Source organism: Salmonella sp. 32120201201600049SM (assembly GCF_017572835.1).
In the GTDB taxonomy this organism is placed as follows: Bacteria; Pseudomonadota; Gammaproteobacteria; order Enterobacterales; family Enterobacteriaceae; genus Salmonella; species Salmonella enterica.
On record NZ_JAGESA010000008.1, the window covers coordinates 23,480 to 38,659 of the forward strand.

A 15,180-nucleotide genomic window follows, 5' to 3' on the forward strand; every position below is an offset into this window, starting at 1 on the left:
AGAGTAATTTCAAACCCCCTGTAAAAAGAGGCTTATTCGATAAGGCTAAACATTTTGTGCGTTTTTTACTGCCCCGCATCCAGTAAAAAACATTCCACATTGATGTTCAATTATTGCTAAATAGCTCACAGATTTTTTCTGCAGGTTATCAACACTTATTATTTTATACATTTAGTCTATTTTTATTTTACTTATAATTAACACCGCAAAGAAACTATCTCATTGCACACGCGCCATCATCCCACCGGGATTACCCTGCCCCAACTTCCCTTTCCCGACGACTAACGGCCAGGATCATCTTGCCAGGTTATCGCCTTAATTATCGCTAATAAGCTTTCCAGATAGCCAGAAACAAACATTTTATTCGCTACTTTTTCTTTATTTCAATAACACCGTATTTGCCTCTCTATAATTATTATAGTGAAGATTCTGTTATCACCTTCACAGATTTACCCTCAATATCTACGTCACTCATAGTGATAATTCTGTTTATTCGCAGCCATAAATACCCTTTAAACATGATTAATCACGAACGAATAGTGTCAATAAGTTCTTAATAATTTTTAAAGTTAACCTCTTTTAACCAGCAAAAGTTCATATGATTTATTAAACGATATCTTTAATACTTCAGAGAAGTGATGCTGGTACTCTTATGATTAAAATAGCTGTTTTATTCTGCCATTAAACAAGCAGTCTGTGTAAGCGCGATACATCTGAGGAGACATGTAGTTCGCGCTCAGGCAAACATGCGCGGCCACAGAGTCAAGCATCAATTTACTATAGAGGTTAGCGTCAACATAGTGTAATGCTGCAATGCGTTTTTTTCATGGCGGAAAGCGCATAATCCGTCTCCAGTGAGGTCGGCAGGTCTTTCACTAAGACAGCATCTGTATTTGCTGAAAAAGAGTTAACCGGCAAACAGAGTAAATTTACTGCCGCTGCCAGACGGTTATTATCAATTATTTTTAGACTCCACCATGTTTTTTACTGAGGCATCATTTTCCTATGGCTCAATATTTACAAAGCCAATAATTTTATATCCCGGATGCTTCACCCGTACTTTGCCACAAACAATAAAGCCATAAAAAAGGCCACCGTAAAGGTGGCCAACCATGTCGAAAACGGACATTTATCTGTTCCCGCAGGAACAGCGAGTTTTATTTTATAATTGCTTTCAGCGCTTCGCCGATATCGGCCAGGCTGCGAACGGTTTTCACGCCCGCGGCTTCCAGCGCGGCGAATTTTTCATCCGCAGTGCCTTTACCACCGGCAATGATGGCGCCAGCGTGGCCCATACGCTTGCCTTTCGGCGCGGTAACACCCGCGATATAGCCAACAACCGGCTTGGTCACGTGGTCTTTAATATAAGCCGCCGCTTCTTCTTCTGCGCTACCGCCGATCTCGCCGATCATCACGATCGCTTCAGTCTGCGGATCTTCCTGGAACAATTTCAGAATGTCGATGAAGTTAGAGCCCGGGATCGGGTCGCCGCCGATACCCACGCAGGTGGACTGGCCGAAACCGTAGTCGGTGGTCTGCTTAACCGCTTCATAGGTCAGCGTGCCGGAACGGGAAACGATACCCACTTTACCCGGCTTATGAATGTGACCCGGCATGATGCCGATTTTGCATTCGCCCGGGGTGATCACACCTGGGCAGTTCGGGCCGATCATGCGTACGCCCGCTTCGTCCAGCTTCACTTTCACGGTCAGCATATCCAGCGTCGGAATACCTTCGGTGATGGTGATAATCAGTTTGATGCCTGCGTCGATCGCTTCCAGAATGGAGTCTTTGCAGAACGGCGCCGGCACGTAGATAACGGATGCGGTCGCACCGGTAGCTTCTACCGCTTCGCGCACGGTGTTGAACACCGGCAGACCCAGATGCGTGGTGCCGCCTTTGCCCGGCGTTACGCCGCCGACCATCTGCGTACCGTAAGCAATCGCCTGTTCGGAGTGGAAAGTCCCCTGGCTACCGGTGAAGCCCTGGCAGATAACCTTGGTATCTTTATTAATTAAAACGGACATTATTTCCCCTCCACTGCGGCAACAACCTGCTGAGCTGCATCCGTCAGACTTTTCGCTGCAATAATATTCAGGCCACTGTCAGCCAGTTTCTTCGCGCCGAGTTCGGCGTTGTTGCCTTCCAGACGCACCACCACCGGAACGTTAACGCCCACTTCTTCCACCGCGCCGATGATACCGTCGGCAATCAGGTCACAACGGACGATACCGCCGAAGATGTTAACCAGAACCGCTTTCACGTTGTCATCCGAGAGGATAATTTTAAACGCTTCGGTGACGCGCTCTTTGGTTGCGCCGCCGCCTACGTCAAGGAAGTTAGCCGGTTCGCCGCCATGCAGCTTAACGATGTCCATGGTGCCCATCGCCAGGCCCGCGCCGTTCACCATGCAACCGATGTTGCCGTCCAGCGCGACGTAGTTCAGTTCCCACTGTGCCGCCTGCGCTTCACGCGGGTCTTCCTGAGACTGGTCGCGCATTTCGCGCAGATCCGGCTGGCGGAACAGCGCGTTGCCGTCAGCGCCCAGCTTGCCGTCGAGGCAAATCAGATCGCCCTGCTTAGTGATCACCAGCGGGTTGATTTCGATCAGCGCCAGGTCGCGCTCAAGGAAAATGGTTGCCAGGCCCATAAAGATTTTGGTGAACTGCTGCACCAGTTTACCTTCCAGACCCAATTTGAACGCCAGTTCCCGTCCCTGATACGGCATCGGGCCGGTCAGCGGATCGAGCGCGACTTTATGGATCAGATGCGGGGTTTCCTCCGCGACTTTTTCGATCTCTACGCCGCCTTCGGTAGACGCCATAAAGACCACGCGACGAGAACTACGGTCAACCACCGCGCCGAGGTACAGTTCTTTGCCGATGTCGGTCGCCGCTTCAACCAGAATCTGGTTTACCGGTTGGCCATTAGCGTCTGTTTGATAGGTCACCAGACGTTTGCCCAGCCAGTTTTCCGCGAAGGCGCGAATCTCTTCTTTGCTTTTTACTACCTTCACACCGCCCGCTTTGCCGCGGCCGCCAGCGTGAACCTGACATTTCACTACCCACGGGCCGGCACCGATTTTAGACGCGGCTTCTTCGGCTTCACGCGGAGTAGTACAGGCATAACCCACCGGCGCCGGTAAGCCATAGCGGGCAAAAAGTTGTTTTGCCTGATATTCATGTAAGTTCATGTGTTCTGTCCATCCTTCAGGTAATCGTTATCTTTAGACCTGTAGGCCTGAAAGCTGCGCGCCATCAGGCATTACACCATCGCCGGATGGCGGCGTGAACGCCTGATCCAGCCTACAGGTAGCAGGTGATGCTCTTGCTGACTACACGTCCAACAGCAGACGGGTCGGATCTTCCAGCAACTCTTTGATGGTAACCAGGAAGCCCACGGATTCGCGACCATCGATCAGGCGATGATCGTAAGAGAGCGCCAGGTACATCATCGGCAGGATTTCCACCTTGCCATCCACCGCCATCGGCCTGTCTTTAATAGCATGCATTCCCAGAATCGCGCTCTGCGGCGGGTTGATGATCGGGGTAGACATCAGCGAACCGAATACGCCGCCGTTGGTAATGGTAAAGTTACCGCCGGTCAGATCTTCTACGGTCAGCTTGCCGTCGCGGCCTTTGACAGCCAGTTCTTTAATTTTTTTCTCGATGTCAGCCATGCCCAGCGTATCCACGTCACGTAATACCGGCGTGACCAGGCCGCGCGGCGTAGACACCGCCATGCTCACATCAAAGTAGTTGTGATACACCACGTCATCGCCGTCGATAGAGGCGTTCACTTCCGGATAACGCTTCAGCGCTTCCACTACCGCTTTCACGTAGAAGGACATAAAGCCCAGGCGGATACCATGACGTTTTTCAAACACTTCGCCATACTGCTTACGCAAATCCATAATCGGCTTCATGTTGACTTCATTGAAGGTCGTCAGCATGGCGGTGGAATTTTTCGCTTCCAGCAGACGCTCGGCCACGCGCTTACGCAGGCGGGTCATTGGCACGCGTTTTTCGCCGCGCGCGCCCAGAGCGGGTTGTGCTGCAGGTTCAACAGCGGGTGCTTTAGACTCGCCTTTCGCCAGATGTTTTTCCACATCTTCACGGGTCAGACGCCCACCCACACCAGTGCCTTTAATGGCGCTGGCTTCCAGATTGTGTTCAGCCAGCAGGCGACGGATCGCCGGGCTGAGCGCATCGTTGTTTTGTTCTTCCAGCGACGCCTGCTGGCGCTGTGCCGGCGTAGACGCTTTCTCTTCAGATTTCGCGCTGGTCTCTTTACCCGCGCTGTTGCCTTCACGCAGGCGACCCAGGATCTGGCGAGAGGTGACAGTCGTCCCCTCCTCTTCCAGAACCGCATCCAGAATGCCGTCCGCTGAAGCCGGTACTTCCAGTACCACTTTGTCAGTTTCGATTTCTACCAGCACTTCGTCACGAACAACCGCATCACCCGGTTTTTTATGCCAGGTGGCGACGGTCGCGTCCGCTACGGACTCAGGCAGGTCGGGAACAAGAATATCTACGCTACTCATTATTTATCCTTTATTTAATCGACGTTCAGCGCGTCATTAACCAGATCTTGTTGCTGTTTCTGGTGAACGGACATATACCCTACCGCCGGAGAGGCGGAGGCCGGGCGACCTGCATAACGCAGAGCGGCCCCAAACGGAATCACTTCACGGAAATGATGCTGACTGCAGTACCATGCGCCCTGGTTGAGCGGCTCTTCCTGGCACCAGACAAAATCATGGACGTGAGCGTATGGTTGCAGCGCTTCCTGCACCGCTTTATGCGGGAACGGATAGAGCTGTTCGATGCGCACGATAGCGACATCTTTCTGGTCGTTTTTGCGACGTTGTTCCAGCAGGTCGTAATAAACCTTACCAGAACACATTACCACGCGTTTTACGGCTTTAGGGTCCAGCTCGTCAATTTCGCCAATGGCCGGCTGGAAGGAACCGTTCGCCAGTTCATCAAGCGTGGAAACCGCCAGCGGGTGACGCAGCAGCGATTTCGGCGACATCACCACCAGCGGACGACGCATCCCGCGCAGCGCCTGACGGCGCAGCATATGGTAGACCTGCGCCGGGGTGGACGGCACGCAAACCTGCATATTCTGCTCGGCGCAAAGTTGCAGATAACGTTCCAGACGCGCGGAAGAGTGCTCCGGGCCCTGCCCTTCATAGCCGTGCGGCAACAGCATCACCAGACCGCACATCCGGCCCCATTTCTGCTCGCCGGAGGAGATGAACTGGTCAATCACTACCTGCGCGCCGTTGGCAAAATCGCCAAACTGCGCTTCCCAGATAGTCAGGGTACGTGGTTCCGCCGTGGCATAACCGTATTCAAAAGCCAGTACCGCTTCTTCAGACAGCACGGAGTCCCAGACTTTAAACTGTCCCTGACCGCTGTGAATATGCTGCAACGGCGTATACGTTGAGCCGTTCGTCTGGTTGTGGATCACCGCATGACGATGGAAGAAGGTGCCGCGACCGGAGTCTTCCCCGGACAGGCGCACCGGAATGCCTTCATCGACCAGCGTGGCGTAAGCCAGATTTTCCGCGCCGCCCCAGTCAAACAATTTCTCGCCTGCCGCCATTGCCTGACGGTCGCCATAAATTTTCGCCACGCGAGACTGCATTTCAATGGCTTCCGGCACGGTGCTGATACGTTTTGCCAGCTCCTGCAGACGCTTCATTTCTACCTTGTTCGGGTATGCTTCATCCCATTCGTGGTTTAGATACGGCGACCAGGTGAACGAGTGCATATTCATCGGACGCCACTCTTTCACCACGCATTCGCCTGCATCCAGCGCATCGCGATAGAGGTTGACCATTTCAGTGGCATCTTCCAGCGTTGCGACCTTATCAGCTTCCAGTTTGTCGGCGTAGATTTTACGCGGCGTCGGATGCTTTTTGATTTTCTGGTACATCAGCGGCTGGGTTGCGCTTGGCTCGTCGGCTTCGTTGTGGCCGTGACGGCGGTAGCACACCAGATCGATAAAGACATCGCGTTTAAAGGTATTACGGAAGTCCAGCGCCAGACGGGTCACAAAAGCGACGGCTTCCGGATCGTCCGCATTGACGTGGAAAATCGGCGCCTGGACCATTTTACCGATATCGGTGCAGTAAGGCGTTGAACGCGCATCCAGTGGGTTAGAGGTGGTGAAGCCCACCTGGTTGTTGATAACGATACGTACCGTACCGCCCACTTCGTAACCGCGCGCTTTCGACATGTTCAGGGTTTCCTGAACCACGCCCTGGCCGGTCACCGCGGCGTCGCCGTGAATAGTGATCGGCAGCACTTTGTTGCTGCTCGGTTCGTCCAGTCTGTCCAGACGGGCGCGCACGGAGCCCATCACCACCGGGCTCACAATTTCCAGATGCGATGGGTTAAACGCCAGCGCCAGGTGAACCAGACCGCCTTCGGTTTCGATATCTGACGAGAAGCCCATGTGATACTTCACGTCGCCAGTACCCAGATGTTCTTTATGCTTACCGGCAAATTCGTCGAACAGATCCTGCGGTTTTTTACCCAGTACGTTGATCAGCACGTTCAGGCGACCGCGGTGCGCCATCCCCAGCACCACTTCGCGAGTGCCGCTGTTACCCGCATGGCGAACCATCTCTTTCAGCATGGGTATCAGCGCATCTCCCCCCTCGAGCGAGAAACGTTTCGCCCCCGGGAATTTGGCGCCCAGATAACGTTCCAGCCCTTCAGCGGCGGTCAGTTCGTTCAGGAAACGTTTTTTCTCGTCAGCGCTAAAGGCCGCACGACCGGATTCGATGCGCTGTTGGATCCAGCGTTTCTCTTCGGTGCTGGTGATGTGCATATACTCAGCGCCAATCGGGCCGCAGTAGGTCTGTTTGAGCGCGTCGAGCAGCTCGCCCAGCTTCATCGTCTCTTTGCCGCTGGCAAAGGAGCCGACATTGAAGGTTTCCTGGAAATCGGCCTCGGTCAAATCATGGAAAGAAGGATCCAGATCCGCCACGCGTTCTTGTTTCCAAAGACCCAGCGGATCGAGGTTTGCATGCTGATGGCCACGGAAACGATAAGCGTTGATAAGCTGCAGGACTTTAACCTGCTTCACATTGGTGTCAGGGTCGGAAATCGTAGAAGAGTGACGTGAGCCAGCCAACGCCTGCCGCCGGAAATATTCACGTGTTTTTGAATGGAGTTGATCCGGTTTGACTCCGGTACCAGGTAACTGCTGGAACGTCAAACGCCAGTTAGCGTCTACCGAGTCAGGATCGGTTAAGAAGTCTTCATAGAGCTGTTCTATCCAGCTCTGATTCGAACCAGAGAGGTAAGAAGAGTCCAACCAGGCTTTCAAAGCGCTGTTCTGCATCGTGATCCCTTAAGCATCTTTTCTGCTTATTTAATACTCTAAATAGGTCACGTTTCAGGAAGGCGGCAAGCTTGCGAATCCCTGGGAGCTTACATCCAGTAAGTGACCGGGGTGAGCAAGTGCAGCCAACGCACATGCAACGTGATCTATGACGAGTATTTCGCCGTGGATACTAACCACGCATACGCTGTATGCGTGCCGGGGTTCACTTGTTGCGGACTGTCGTGTCATCTGCGTCCGCTAAGGAACCTTTAAAAACTGTCTAATAATCTTCGCTGTTCAGGCTACGACTGCGTTGCGGCCTTCGCTCACTCCGGTCACATAGTTAACTATGCTCCCGAAGATTCGTTCAGACCGCGCCTTGTCTCGCTCTGAACATCTCGATTATTACTAATCATATGGCAGTTTTTAGAGGTTTCCTGCACTTCTATTGCCTGATGGCGCTGCGCTTATCCGGCCTACGGGATTGCGCCTGTAGGCCGGATAAGACGGTACGTCGCCATCCGGCAACCACTACAACTACTTATGCGCTACGCTGCAACAGCATCGACTTAATATGGCCGATAGCGCGCGTCGGGTTCAGTCCCTTAGGACATACACTGACGCAGTTCATAATGCTGTGACAGCGGAATACGCTGAATGCATCGCTCATCCCTTCCAGACGACTATCGGTCTCGGTATCACGACTATCGATCAGGAATCGATACGCCGCGAGCAGACCCGCCGGACCGATAAACTTATCCGGGTTCCACCAGAATGACGGGCAGGATGTTGAGCAACAGGCGCAAAGAATACATTCATACAGCCCATCGAGTTTTTCACGCTGCTCCGGCATCTGCAGATGCTCACGAGCCGGTGGATTTTGCCCATTATTCAATAAGTAAGGCTTAATCTTCTCATATTGTGCGTAGAATTGCCCCATGTCTACCACCAAATCGCGGATCACCGGCAAACCGGGCAGCGGGCGAATCACAATCTTCTTACCCGGCTGAGTCAGCGCCGAAATAGGGGTAATACAGGCCAGACCATTCTTACCGTTCATATTCAAACCATCAGAACCACACACGCCTTCGCGGCAGGAACGGCGGAAAGAAAGGCTGGGATCTTTTTCTTTAAGCTGGATTAACGCATCCAGCAGCATCATGTCGCGCCCTTCTTCGCCTTCCAGGGTGTAATCCTGCATACGCGGAGCGTTATCGACATCCGGGTTATAACGATAAATCGAAAATTCGAGTTTCATCATCCTGTCTCCGCAATTAATAAGTACGAATCTTCGGCGGGAACGCCGGACGCAGTTTCGGCTCCATATTGACGCTTCGGCGCGTCATGGATTCCGTTTGCGGCTGATACAGGGTATGACACAACCAGTTGGCATCATCACGCTCCGGGAAATCGAAGCGGCTATGCGCGCCGCGGCTTTCCGTTCGGAAGTTGGCTGATACGGCAGTGGCGTAGGCGGTTTCCATCAGGTTATCCAGCTCCAGACACTCAACACGCTGGGTATTAAACTCGCTGGACGTGTCATCCAGACGGGCGTTTTTCAGACGCTCGCGGATCACTTTCAACTGCTCAAGCCCTTTCGCCATCGCGTCGCCTTCACGGAATACGGAGAAGTTATGCTGCATACACTCCTGCAACGCTTTGCGGATAGCCACCGGATCTTCGCCATTGCGGTTATTGTTCCAGCGATTCAGGCGCTCCAGAGAACCTTCAACGTCAGACTCGCTGGCGTCGCGCAGCACGCCCTGCTCGGCGATGGATTCCTGTAAATGCAGCCCCGCCGCGCGGCCAAAGACCACCAGATCCAGCAGTGAGTTACCGCCCAGACGGTTGGCGCCGTGAACCGATACACAGGCGATTTCGCCTACCGCAAACAGCCCCGGAATCACCACGTCTTCGCCCTGCTCGTTCACGGTCAGCGCCTGACCGGTCACTTTAGTCGGAATACCGCCCATCATGTAGTGGCAGGTCGGGATAACCGGAATCGGCTCTTTCACCGGGTCAACGTGGGCGAAAGTGCGGGACAGCTCCAGGATACCCGGCAGGCGAGATTCCAACACCTCTTTACCCAGGTGATCCAGTTTCAGTTTAGCGTGCGGCCCCCACGGGCCGTCGCAGCCGCGGCCTTCACGGATTTCGATCATGATGGAACGCGCCACCACGTCACGACCCGCCAGGTCTTTGGCGTTCGGCGCATAACGCTCCATAAAGCGCTCGCCGTGTTTGTTCAGCAGGTAACCGCCTTCGCCGCGGCAGCCTTCTGTCACCAGCACGCCCGCCCCGGCGATACCGGTCGGGTGGAACTGCCACATTTCCATGTCCTGCACCGGGACACCGGCACGCAGCGCCATACCGACACCATCACCAGTATTGATATGAGCGTTGGTGGTGGACTGGTAGATACGGCCTGCGCCGCCGGTCGCCAGCACCGTCGCGCGGGCTTTGAAGTACACCACTTCACCGGTTTCGATGCACAGTGCGGTACACCCCACCACCGCGCCATCCTGGTTTTTCACCAGATCCAGCGCATACCATTCGGAGAAAATCGTGGTGTGGTTTTTCAAATTCTGTTGATACAGCGTGTGCAGCAAGGCGTGACCGGTACGGTCAGCCGCCGCCGCGGTACGTGCCGCCTGCTCGCCGCCAAAGTTTTTCGACTGGCCGCCGAACGGGCGCTGATAGATACGTCCATCATCAAGACGGGAGAACGGTAGCCCCATGTGCTCCAGTTCCAGAATCGCTTCCGGTCCGGTCTTACACATATATTCGATGGCATCCTGGTCACCAATGTAGTCCGACCCCTTAACGGTGTCGTACATGTGCCATTCCCAGTTATCTTCATGGGTATTGCCGAGCGCCACGGTGATACCGCCCTGCGCGGAAACGGTATGGGAACGGGTCGGGAAGACTTTCGAGAGCAGCGCACAGGTTTGGCCGCTCTGGGAAATTTGCAGCGCCGCGCGCATACCTGCGCCACCGGCACCAATCACAACAGCATCAAATTCTCTGACTGGCAGTTTCATTACACACCCCACACCACAACAAATCCATAGATGACGTAAACCACCAGCGCAACAACAATAACGAGTTGCAGTATCAGACGCACTGCCAGTGGTTTAACGTAGTCGGTTAACACCTGCCACATGCCGATCCAGGCATGAATCAAGATGGAAAAAAGCGCCAGCAGGGTGAAGACTTTGGTGAAGGCCGATGAGAAGAAACCGGTCCAGGCTTCAAAGGTCAGCTCGCCGCTCGTGGCGAAAAAACCCACCATGTAGATGATGTATAACGTCAGAACGATAGCGGTAGCACGAACCAGGATGAAGTCATGTACGCCATTGCGTCCTAATGCGGAGGCGTTGCTTACCATACGAGGACTCCTGCGAGAAGTGAAAGCACGACAGTGATAACAAAAGAGATTTTGGCAGAGCGTTGACCCGCTTCGAATGTTTCTTCCAGATAGCCAAAATCCATTAACATGTGACGAATTCCCACGATGACGTGATACGCCAGCGCGGTAAGGATGCCCCACATGATAAATTTAACGATGAAGCCGTCCATGATATCGGCGGCCTGCTGGAATCCTTCCGGAGAAGAGAGGCTGGTGCCCAGTAGCCACAGTAGTATGCCGACGGCGATGAAAGTAATCACACCGGATACGCGATGGAGAATGGACGCTATCGCTGTGATGGGGAACCGAATCGTTTGTAGATCCAGATTGACAGGTCTTTGTTTTTTCACATTTCTTATCATGAATAACGCCCACATGCTGTTCTTATTATTCCCTTAAGACTTCGGTTACAGAGGTGAATCTACCTGTAGCCAGAAAGACGACGGGATTTCCTTCCTCCGGTCTGCGTGCGGGTCAGACAGCGTCCTTTCTATAACTGCGCGTCATGTAAAACACTGCTTCCAGTAGCTAAAACGACACGTTACAACGCTGGGTGGCTCGGGATTGCAGGGTATTCCGGAGACCTGGCGGCAGTATAGGACGTTCACAAAATCATTACAATTAACCTACATATAGTTTGTCGGGTTTTATCCTGAACAGTGACACAGGTCACGATAACAACATTTTTTTAATTTTCAATCATCTGATTTGACAAACATTAAACAAAATTGTTACAAACGACACCAGAAAAAGCATATAATGCGTAAAAGTTATGGGGTCACTCTTTCACCTGTTAATAAGTTATGCAACAGTACAATGATATTGACCCATTCTTTCAGGACAGTTATTAGTGATAGACAGGTTACATTACTCGGATTGCTACGTTCCTGATTTGCTGCTAATTCGAAATTAATCAAGCCGTTACCTGCAAGCGCCCATTGCTCTGTACCCAGGTCATCCCCTCTTTCACAGAGCGGCGAGCCAAATAACAAACTGGTAACGGTTGATTGATGCATACACAGAATCTTCCCTGCACTAACGACGAGGAAGATGACGTGGAGAAGGCAAGTCTGAGTTCCGGCAGTCTTAAGCAATAAGGCGCTAAGGAGACCGTAAATGGCTGATACAAAGGCAAAAATCACCCTTACTGGTGACACTGCTATTGAACTGGATGTGCTAAAAGGTACACTCGGTCAAGATGTTATTGATATTCGTAGTCTCGGTTCAAAAGGAGTTTTTACTTTTGACCCTGGTTTCACCTCTACCGCATCCTGCGAATCTAAAATCACCTTCATCGACGGCGACGAAGGCATTTTGTTGCATCGCGGTTTCCCGATTGACCAGCTTGCTACCGATTCCAACTATCTGGAAGTCTGTTACATCCTGCTGTACGGCGAAAAACCGACGCAGGAAGAGTATGACGAGTTCAGAACGACAGTCACCCGCCATACGATGATCCATGAGCAAATCACTCGCCTGTTCCATGCTTTCCGTCGCGACTCACATCCGATGGCGGTAATGTGCGGGATCACTGGCGCGCTGGCAGCGTTCTACCACGACTCGCTGGATGTGAACAATCCGCGCCACCGTGAAATCGCGGCGTTCCGCCTGCTGTCCAAAATGCCGACCATGGCGGCGATGTGTTACAAATATTCCATCGGTCAGCCGTTTGTTTATCCGCGCAACGACCTCTCCTACGCCGGTAACTTCCTGAACATGATGTTCTCCACGCCGTGTGAAACCTATGAAGTGAATCCGGTACTGGAGCGCGCGATGGACCGTATTCTGATCCTGCACGCTGACCATGAGCAGAACGCCTCTACGTCAACGGTACGTACCGCAGGTTCAAGCGGCGCCAACCCGTTCGCCTGCATTGCCGCCGGGATCGCCTCCCTGTGGGGACCCGCGCACGGCGGCGCCAACGAAGCCGCGCTGAAAATGCTGGAAGAAATCAGCTCTGTTAAACACATTCCGGAATTTGTTCGCCGTGCGAAAGACAAGAATGATTCTTTCCGCCTGATGGGCTTCGGTCACCGTGTTTACAAAAACTACGATCCGCGCGCCACCGTGATGCGTGAAACCTGCCACGAAGTGCTGAAAGAGCTGGGCACCAAAGATGATCTGCTGGAAGTGGCGATGGAGCTTGAGCACATTGCGCTCAACGACCCGTACTTCATCGAGAAGAAACTGTACCCGAACGTAGACTTCTACTCCGGCATCATTCTGAAAGCGATGGGCATTCCATCTTCGATGTTTACCGTGATCTTCGCCATGGCGCGTACCGTTGGCTGGATAGCCCACTGGAATGAAATGCACACTGACGGCATGAAAATCGCCCGTCCTCGTCAGCTGTATACCGGCTACGATAAACGCGATTTTAAATCGGCGCTGAAGCGTTAATTGACAACCGGATGGCGACGCAACCCTCGCCATCCGGTACATTTTCCCTTTTTTCTTATCCTCATTATTTTATTCTTACCCCGTTACTCTCTATGATTAATTAAGGTTTCGCTAAATATCATTCAGGGAGCATGGAATGCCGATTCTGCAGTGGTTTTTGTTGTTCCTGTTATCGCTGCTCATTTCCCTTATTTTTCTCTATCTGCACCTTCCGGCGGCGATGCTGCTCGGTCCAATGATTGCGGGTATCGTGTTGAGTTTGCGAGGTAGCACGCTACAACTTCCGCGCGGTATTTTTCTCGCCGCGCAGGCGATTCTCGGCTGTATGATCGCCCAAAATCTAACCGGTTCGATATTGACCACCCTCGCCCTCTACTGGCCGGTCGTGCTTTTAGTGTTGCTGGTGACGCTGCTTTCCAGCGCGGTAGTCGGCTGGCTGCTGGTACGTTACAGCTCGCTGCCCGGCAACACCGGCGCATGGGGGTCATCGCCGGGCGGCGCGGCGGCAATGGTAGCGATGGCGCAAGATTACGGGGCGGATATCCGCCTGGTGGCGTTTATGCAGTATCTGCGGGTACTGTTTGTGGCTGGCGCGGCGGTGCTGGTGACACGCCTGATACTCGGCGACAGCGCGGCAGCGGTCAGCCAACAGGTGATCTGGTTTCCGCCGCTTAGCGGTAATGTATTGACGACGCTGTTATTAGCGATCGTGGCGGGCATTGCCGGTCGCCTGTTGCGTATCCCTTCCGGCACGATGCTGCTCCCCATGTTGGCAGGCGCGCTTCTCCATTCGCAAGGCATCATTGAGATTGAATTACCCGAATGGCTGCTGGCCGTGGCGTATATGGCGATAGGCTGGCGTATTGGGCTGGGCTTTGACAGACAGGTGTTTTTTATGGCGCTGCGGCCATTGCCGCAAATCTTATTGTCAATTTTCGCGCTGATGGCGATTTGCGCCGCGATGGCGTGGGGAATGGCTTACTACATGCAGATTGATTTTATGACGGCTTATCTCGCCACCAGTCCCGGTGGCCTGGATACGGTTGCCGCGATCGCGGCAGGAAGCAGTGCCGATATGGCGCTCATCATGGCAATGCAAACCCTACGGCTGTTCAGCATTCTGTTAACTGGGCCAGCAGTGGCCCGTTTTATATCAACCTATGCGCCCAAACAACCTTTGTAGGGCTGATAAGCGTCGCGCCATCAGACAATAGCCGCGCGCCGATGGCGGTTCCGGCTATTTCTGGCAATGCGGGCACCAGTAAAACGGGCGTGAGGAAAGTGTTGTCTTTTCAATAATGCCGCCACACCGCTCGCACGCTTCGCCGTCACGGTGGAAAACCTTAAAGCGAAACAGTGCGCCATGATGCTTGTTCTCATCCGCCTGACCGCGAGTCGTGTAGGACAGGCGCGGAATATCCAACAGCGCGTGAGAAAGCGCATTCAGTTGCGCCTCGTTGAGATCTTTCGCTTTATGCTGTCCGGTTAATCCTACCTGCCAGAGGATTTCAACGCGCAGATAATTCCCCAGTCCCGCCAGAAAGGACTGATCCAGCAACAGCCCGGAAAATTGTCGGTTGCGAAAACGCGGCGACAGCAATCGAGCTTTAACCTCTTCCGGAGTGAGACGCGCGTCCAGCACATCCGGGCCGACTCGCTGTAAAAAGGGGTGTGTCGTGAGCTGCTCTGCTGTCAGCATTTCGATATCAGACGCGCTATAAAGCAGAATAGTTTTATCCGCCGTTTGTAGCCTGACGCGCAATATACGCGTGGTCTGCGGTATTTCACCAGTATCGATCACCCGCCATACGCCATAGAGTTGGTTGTGGCTGTAGAGCGTCAGGCCATTTGAAAAGTGGGTCAATAACGCTTTTCCCCGCGTCTCTATCCGGGTAACAATTTGACCGGTAAGTTGCGATTCATACGGTTTTAACTGTGCAAAGGCAAACCAGACATCGGTTAAGGGTTTGCCTTTGATTGCCGCCTCCAGATTATCCGCCGCACGACGAATTTCCGGGCCTTCAGGCATG

At 53.2% G+C, this 15,180-nt stretch carries 12 protein-coding genes; 2 read left to right on the top strand and 10 right to left on the bottom strand.

Annotated features, from left to right (window positions below; translation table 11 throughout):
• Positions 1–1,157: 1,157 nt before the first annotated feature.
• From sucD to J4650_RS15965, 9 genes are all read right to left on the bottom strand, one after another.
• Positions 1,158–2,027, bottom strand: a complete 870-nt coding sequence (gene sucD, locus J4650_RS15925) for a succinate--CoA ligase subunit alpha (RefSeq protein WP_000114631.1) — start codon at positions 2,025–2,027, stop codon at positions 1,158–1,160.
• Entirely contained in the window at positions 2,027–3,193 is a 1,167-nt protein-coding gene (sucC, locus tag J4650_RS15930) for an ADP-forming succinate--CoA ligase subunit beta (protein WP_001048590.1), read from the bottom strand. The genes sucD and sucC overlap by 1 nt, the downstream gene beginning before the upstream one ends.
• 141 nt (positions 3,194–3,334) lie before the next feature.
• Complete coding sequence (gene odhB, locus J4650_RS15935) at positions 3,335–4,543, bottom strand: 2-oxoglutarate dehydrogenase complex dihydrolipoyllysine-residue succinyltransferase (protein WP_000099858.1); 1,209 nt, start codon at positions 4,541–4,543, stop codon at positions 3,335–3,337.
• A 14-nt stretch (positions 4,544–4,557) separates the two neighbouring features.
• The gene (gene sucA / locus J4650_RS15940; protein WP_001181500.1) at positions 4,558–7,359 is read right to left on the bottom strand and encodes a 2-oxoglutarate dehydrogenase E1 component; all 2,802 of its coding nucleotides are present in this window, start codon (positions 7,357–7,359) and stop codon (positions 4,558–4,560) included.
• Positions 7,360–7,882: 523 nt separating this feature from the next.
• A complete protein-coding gene (gene sdhB, locus J4650_RS15945) occupies positions 7,883–8,599 on the bottom strand; it encodes a succinate dehydrogenase iron-sulfur subunit SdhB (protein ID WP_001537859.1) in 717 nt (238 codons plus the stop codon).
• Positions 8,600–8,615: 16 nt separating this feature from the next.
• Positions 8,616–10,382, bottom strand: coding sequence for a succinate dehydrogenase flavoprotein subunit (gene sdhA, locus J4650_RS15950; protein WP_000775561.1), 1,767 nt, complete (start codon positions 10,380–10,382; stop codon positions 8,616–8,618).
• Positions 10,382–10,729, bottom strand: a complete 348-nt coding sequence (gene sdhD, locus J4650_RS15955) for a succinate dehydrogenase membrane anchor subunit (RefSeq protein WP_000254356.1) — start codon at positions 10,727–10,729, stop codon at positions 10,382–10,384. The genes sdhA and sdhD overlap by 1 nt, the downstream gene beginning before the upstream one ends.
• A complete protein-coding gene (gene sdhC / locus J4650_RS15960; RefSeq protein ID WP_000263340.1) occupies positions 10,723–11,127 on the bottom strand; it encodes a succinate dehydrogenase cytochrome b556 subunit in 405 nt (134 codons plus the stop codon). Before sdhC ends, sdhD begins: the two co-directional genes overlap by 7 nt.
• 393 nt (positions 11,128–11,520) lie before the next feature.
• Positions 11,521–11,766: a hypothetical protein gene (locus tag J4650_RS15965; RefSeq protein WP_001539488.1), complete on the bottom strand. Its 246-nt coding sequence runs from the start codon at positions 11,764–11,766 to the stop codon at positions 11,521–11,523.
• A gap of 100 nt (positions 11,767–11,866) precedes the next feature.
• On the opposite strand from J4650_RS15965, the gene J4650_RS15970 reads away from it, so the two are divergent.
• Together J4650_RS15970 and J4650_RS15975 are read left to right on the top strand one after the other, a co-directional pair.
• Entirely contained in the window at positions 11,867–13,150 is a 1,284-nt protein-coding gene (locus tag J4650_RS15970; RefSeq protein ID WP_000785811.1) for a citrate synthase, read from the top strand.
• A gap of 136 nt (positions 13,151–13,286) precedes the next feature.
• On the top strand, positions 13,287–14,333 hold the full coding sequence (locus J4650_RS15975) for an AbrB family transcriptional regulator (protein WP_023993911.1): 1,047 nt from the start codon (positions 13,287–13,289) through the stop codon (positions 14,331–14,333).
• 54 nt (positions 14,334–14,387) lie between these two features.
• On the opposite strand, the gene nei is transcribed toward J4650_RS15975, so the two are convergent.
• Positions 14,388–15,179, bottom strand: a complete 792-nt coding sequence (gene nei / locus J4650_RS15980) for an endonuclease VIII (protein WP_001727712.1) — start codon at positions 15,177–15,179, stop codon at positions 14,388–14,390.
• Between the last annotated feature and the right edge of the window lies 1 nt (position 15,180).

Coding starts and splice junctions, on each gene's coding strand:
- sdhA (WP_000775561.1), bottom strand. CDS start 10,382: ATGAAACTGCCAGTCAGAGAATTTGATGCTGTTGTGATTGGTGCCGGT.
- J4650_RS15965 (WP_001539488.1), bottom strand. CDS start 11,766: ATGCATCAATCAACCGTTACCAGTTTGTTATTTGGCTCGCCGCTCTGT.
- odhB (WP_000099858.1), bottom strand. CDS start 4,543: ATGAGTAGCGTAGATATTCTTGTTCCCGACCTGCCTGAGTCCGTAGCG.
- sucA (WP_001181500.1), bottom strand. CDS start 7,359: ATGCAGAACAGCGCTTTGAAAGCCTGGTTGGACTCTTCTTACCTCTCT.
- nei (WP_001727712.1), bottom strand. CDS start 15,179: ATGCCTGAAGGCCCGGAAATTCGTCGTGCGGCGGATAATCTGGAGGCG.
- J4650_RS15970 (WP_000785811.1), top strand. CDS start 11,867: ATGGCTGATACAAAGGCAAAAATCACCCTTACTGGTGACACTGCTATT.
- sucC (WP_001048590.1), bottom strand. CDS start 3,193: ATGAACTTACATGAATATCAGGCAAAACAACTTTTTGCCCGCTATGGC.
- sucD (WP_000114631.1), bottom strand. CDS start 2,027: ATGTCCGTTTTAATTAATAAAGATACCAAGGTTATCTGCCAGGGCTTC.
- sdhC (WP_000263340.1), bottom strand. CDS start 11,127: ATGTGGGCGTTATTCATGATAAGAAATGTGAAAAAACAAAGACCTGTC.
- sdhB (WP_001537859.1), bottom strand. CDS start 8,599: ATGAAACTCGAATTTTCGATTTATCGTTATAACCCGGATGTCGATAAC.
- sdhD (WP_000254356.1), bottom strand. CDS start 10,729: ATGGTAAGCAACGCCTCCGCATTAGGACGCAATGGCGTACATGACTTC.
- J4650_RS15975 (WP_023993911.1), top strand. CDS start 13,287: ATGCCGATTCTGCAGTGGTTTTTGTTGTTCCTGTTATCGCTGCTCATT.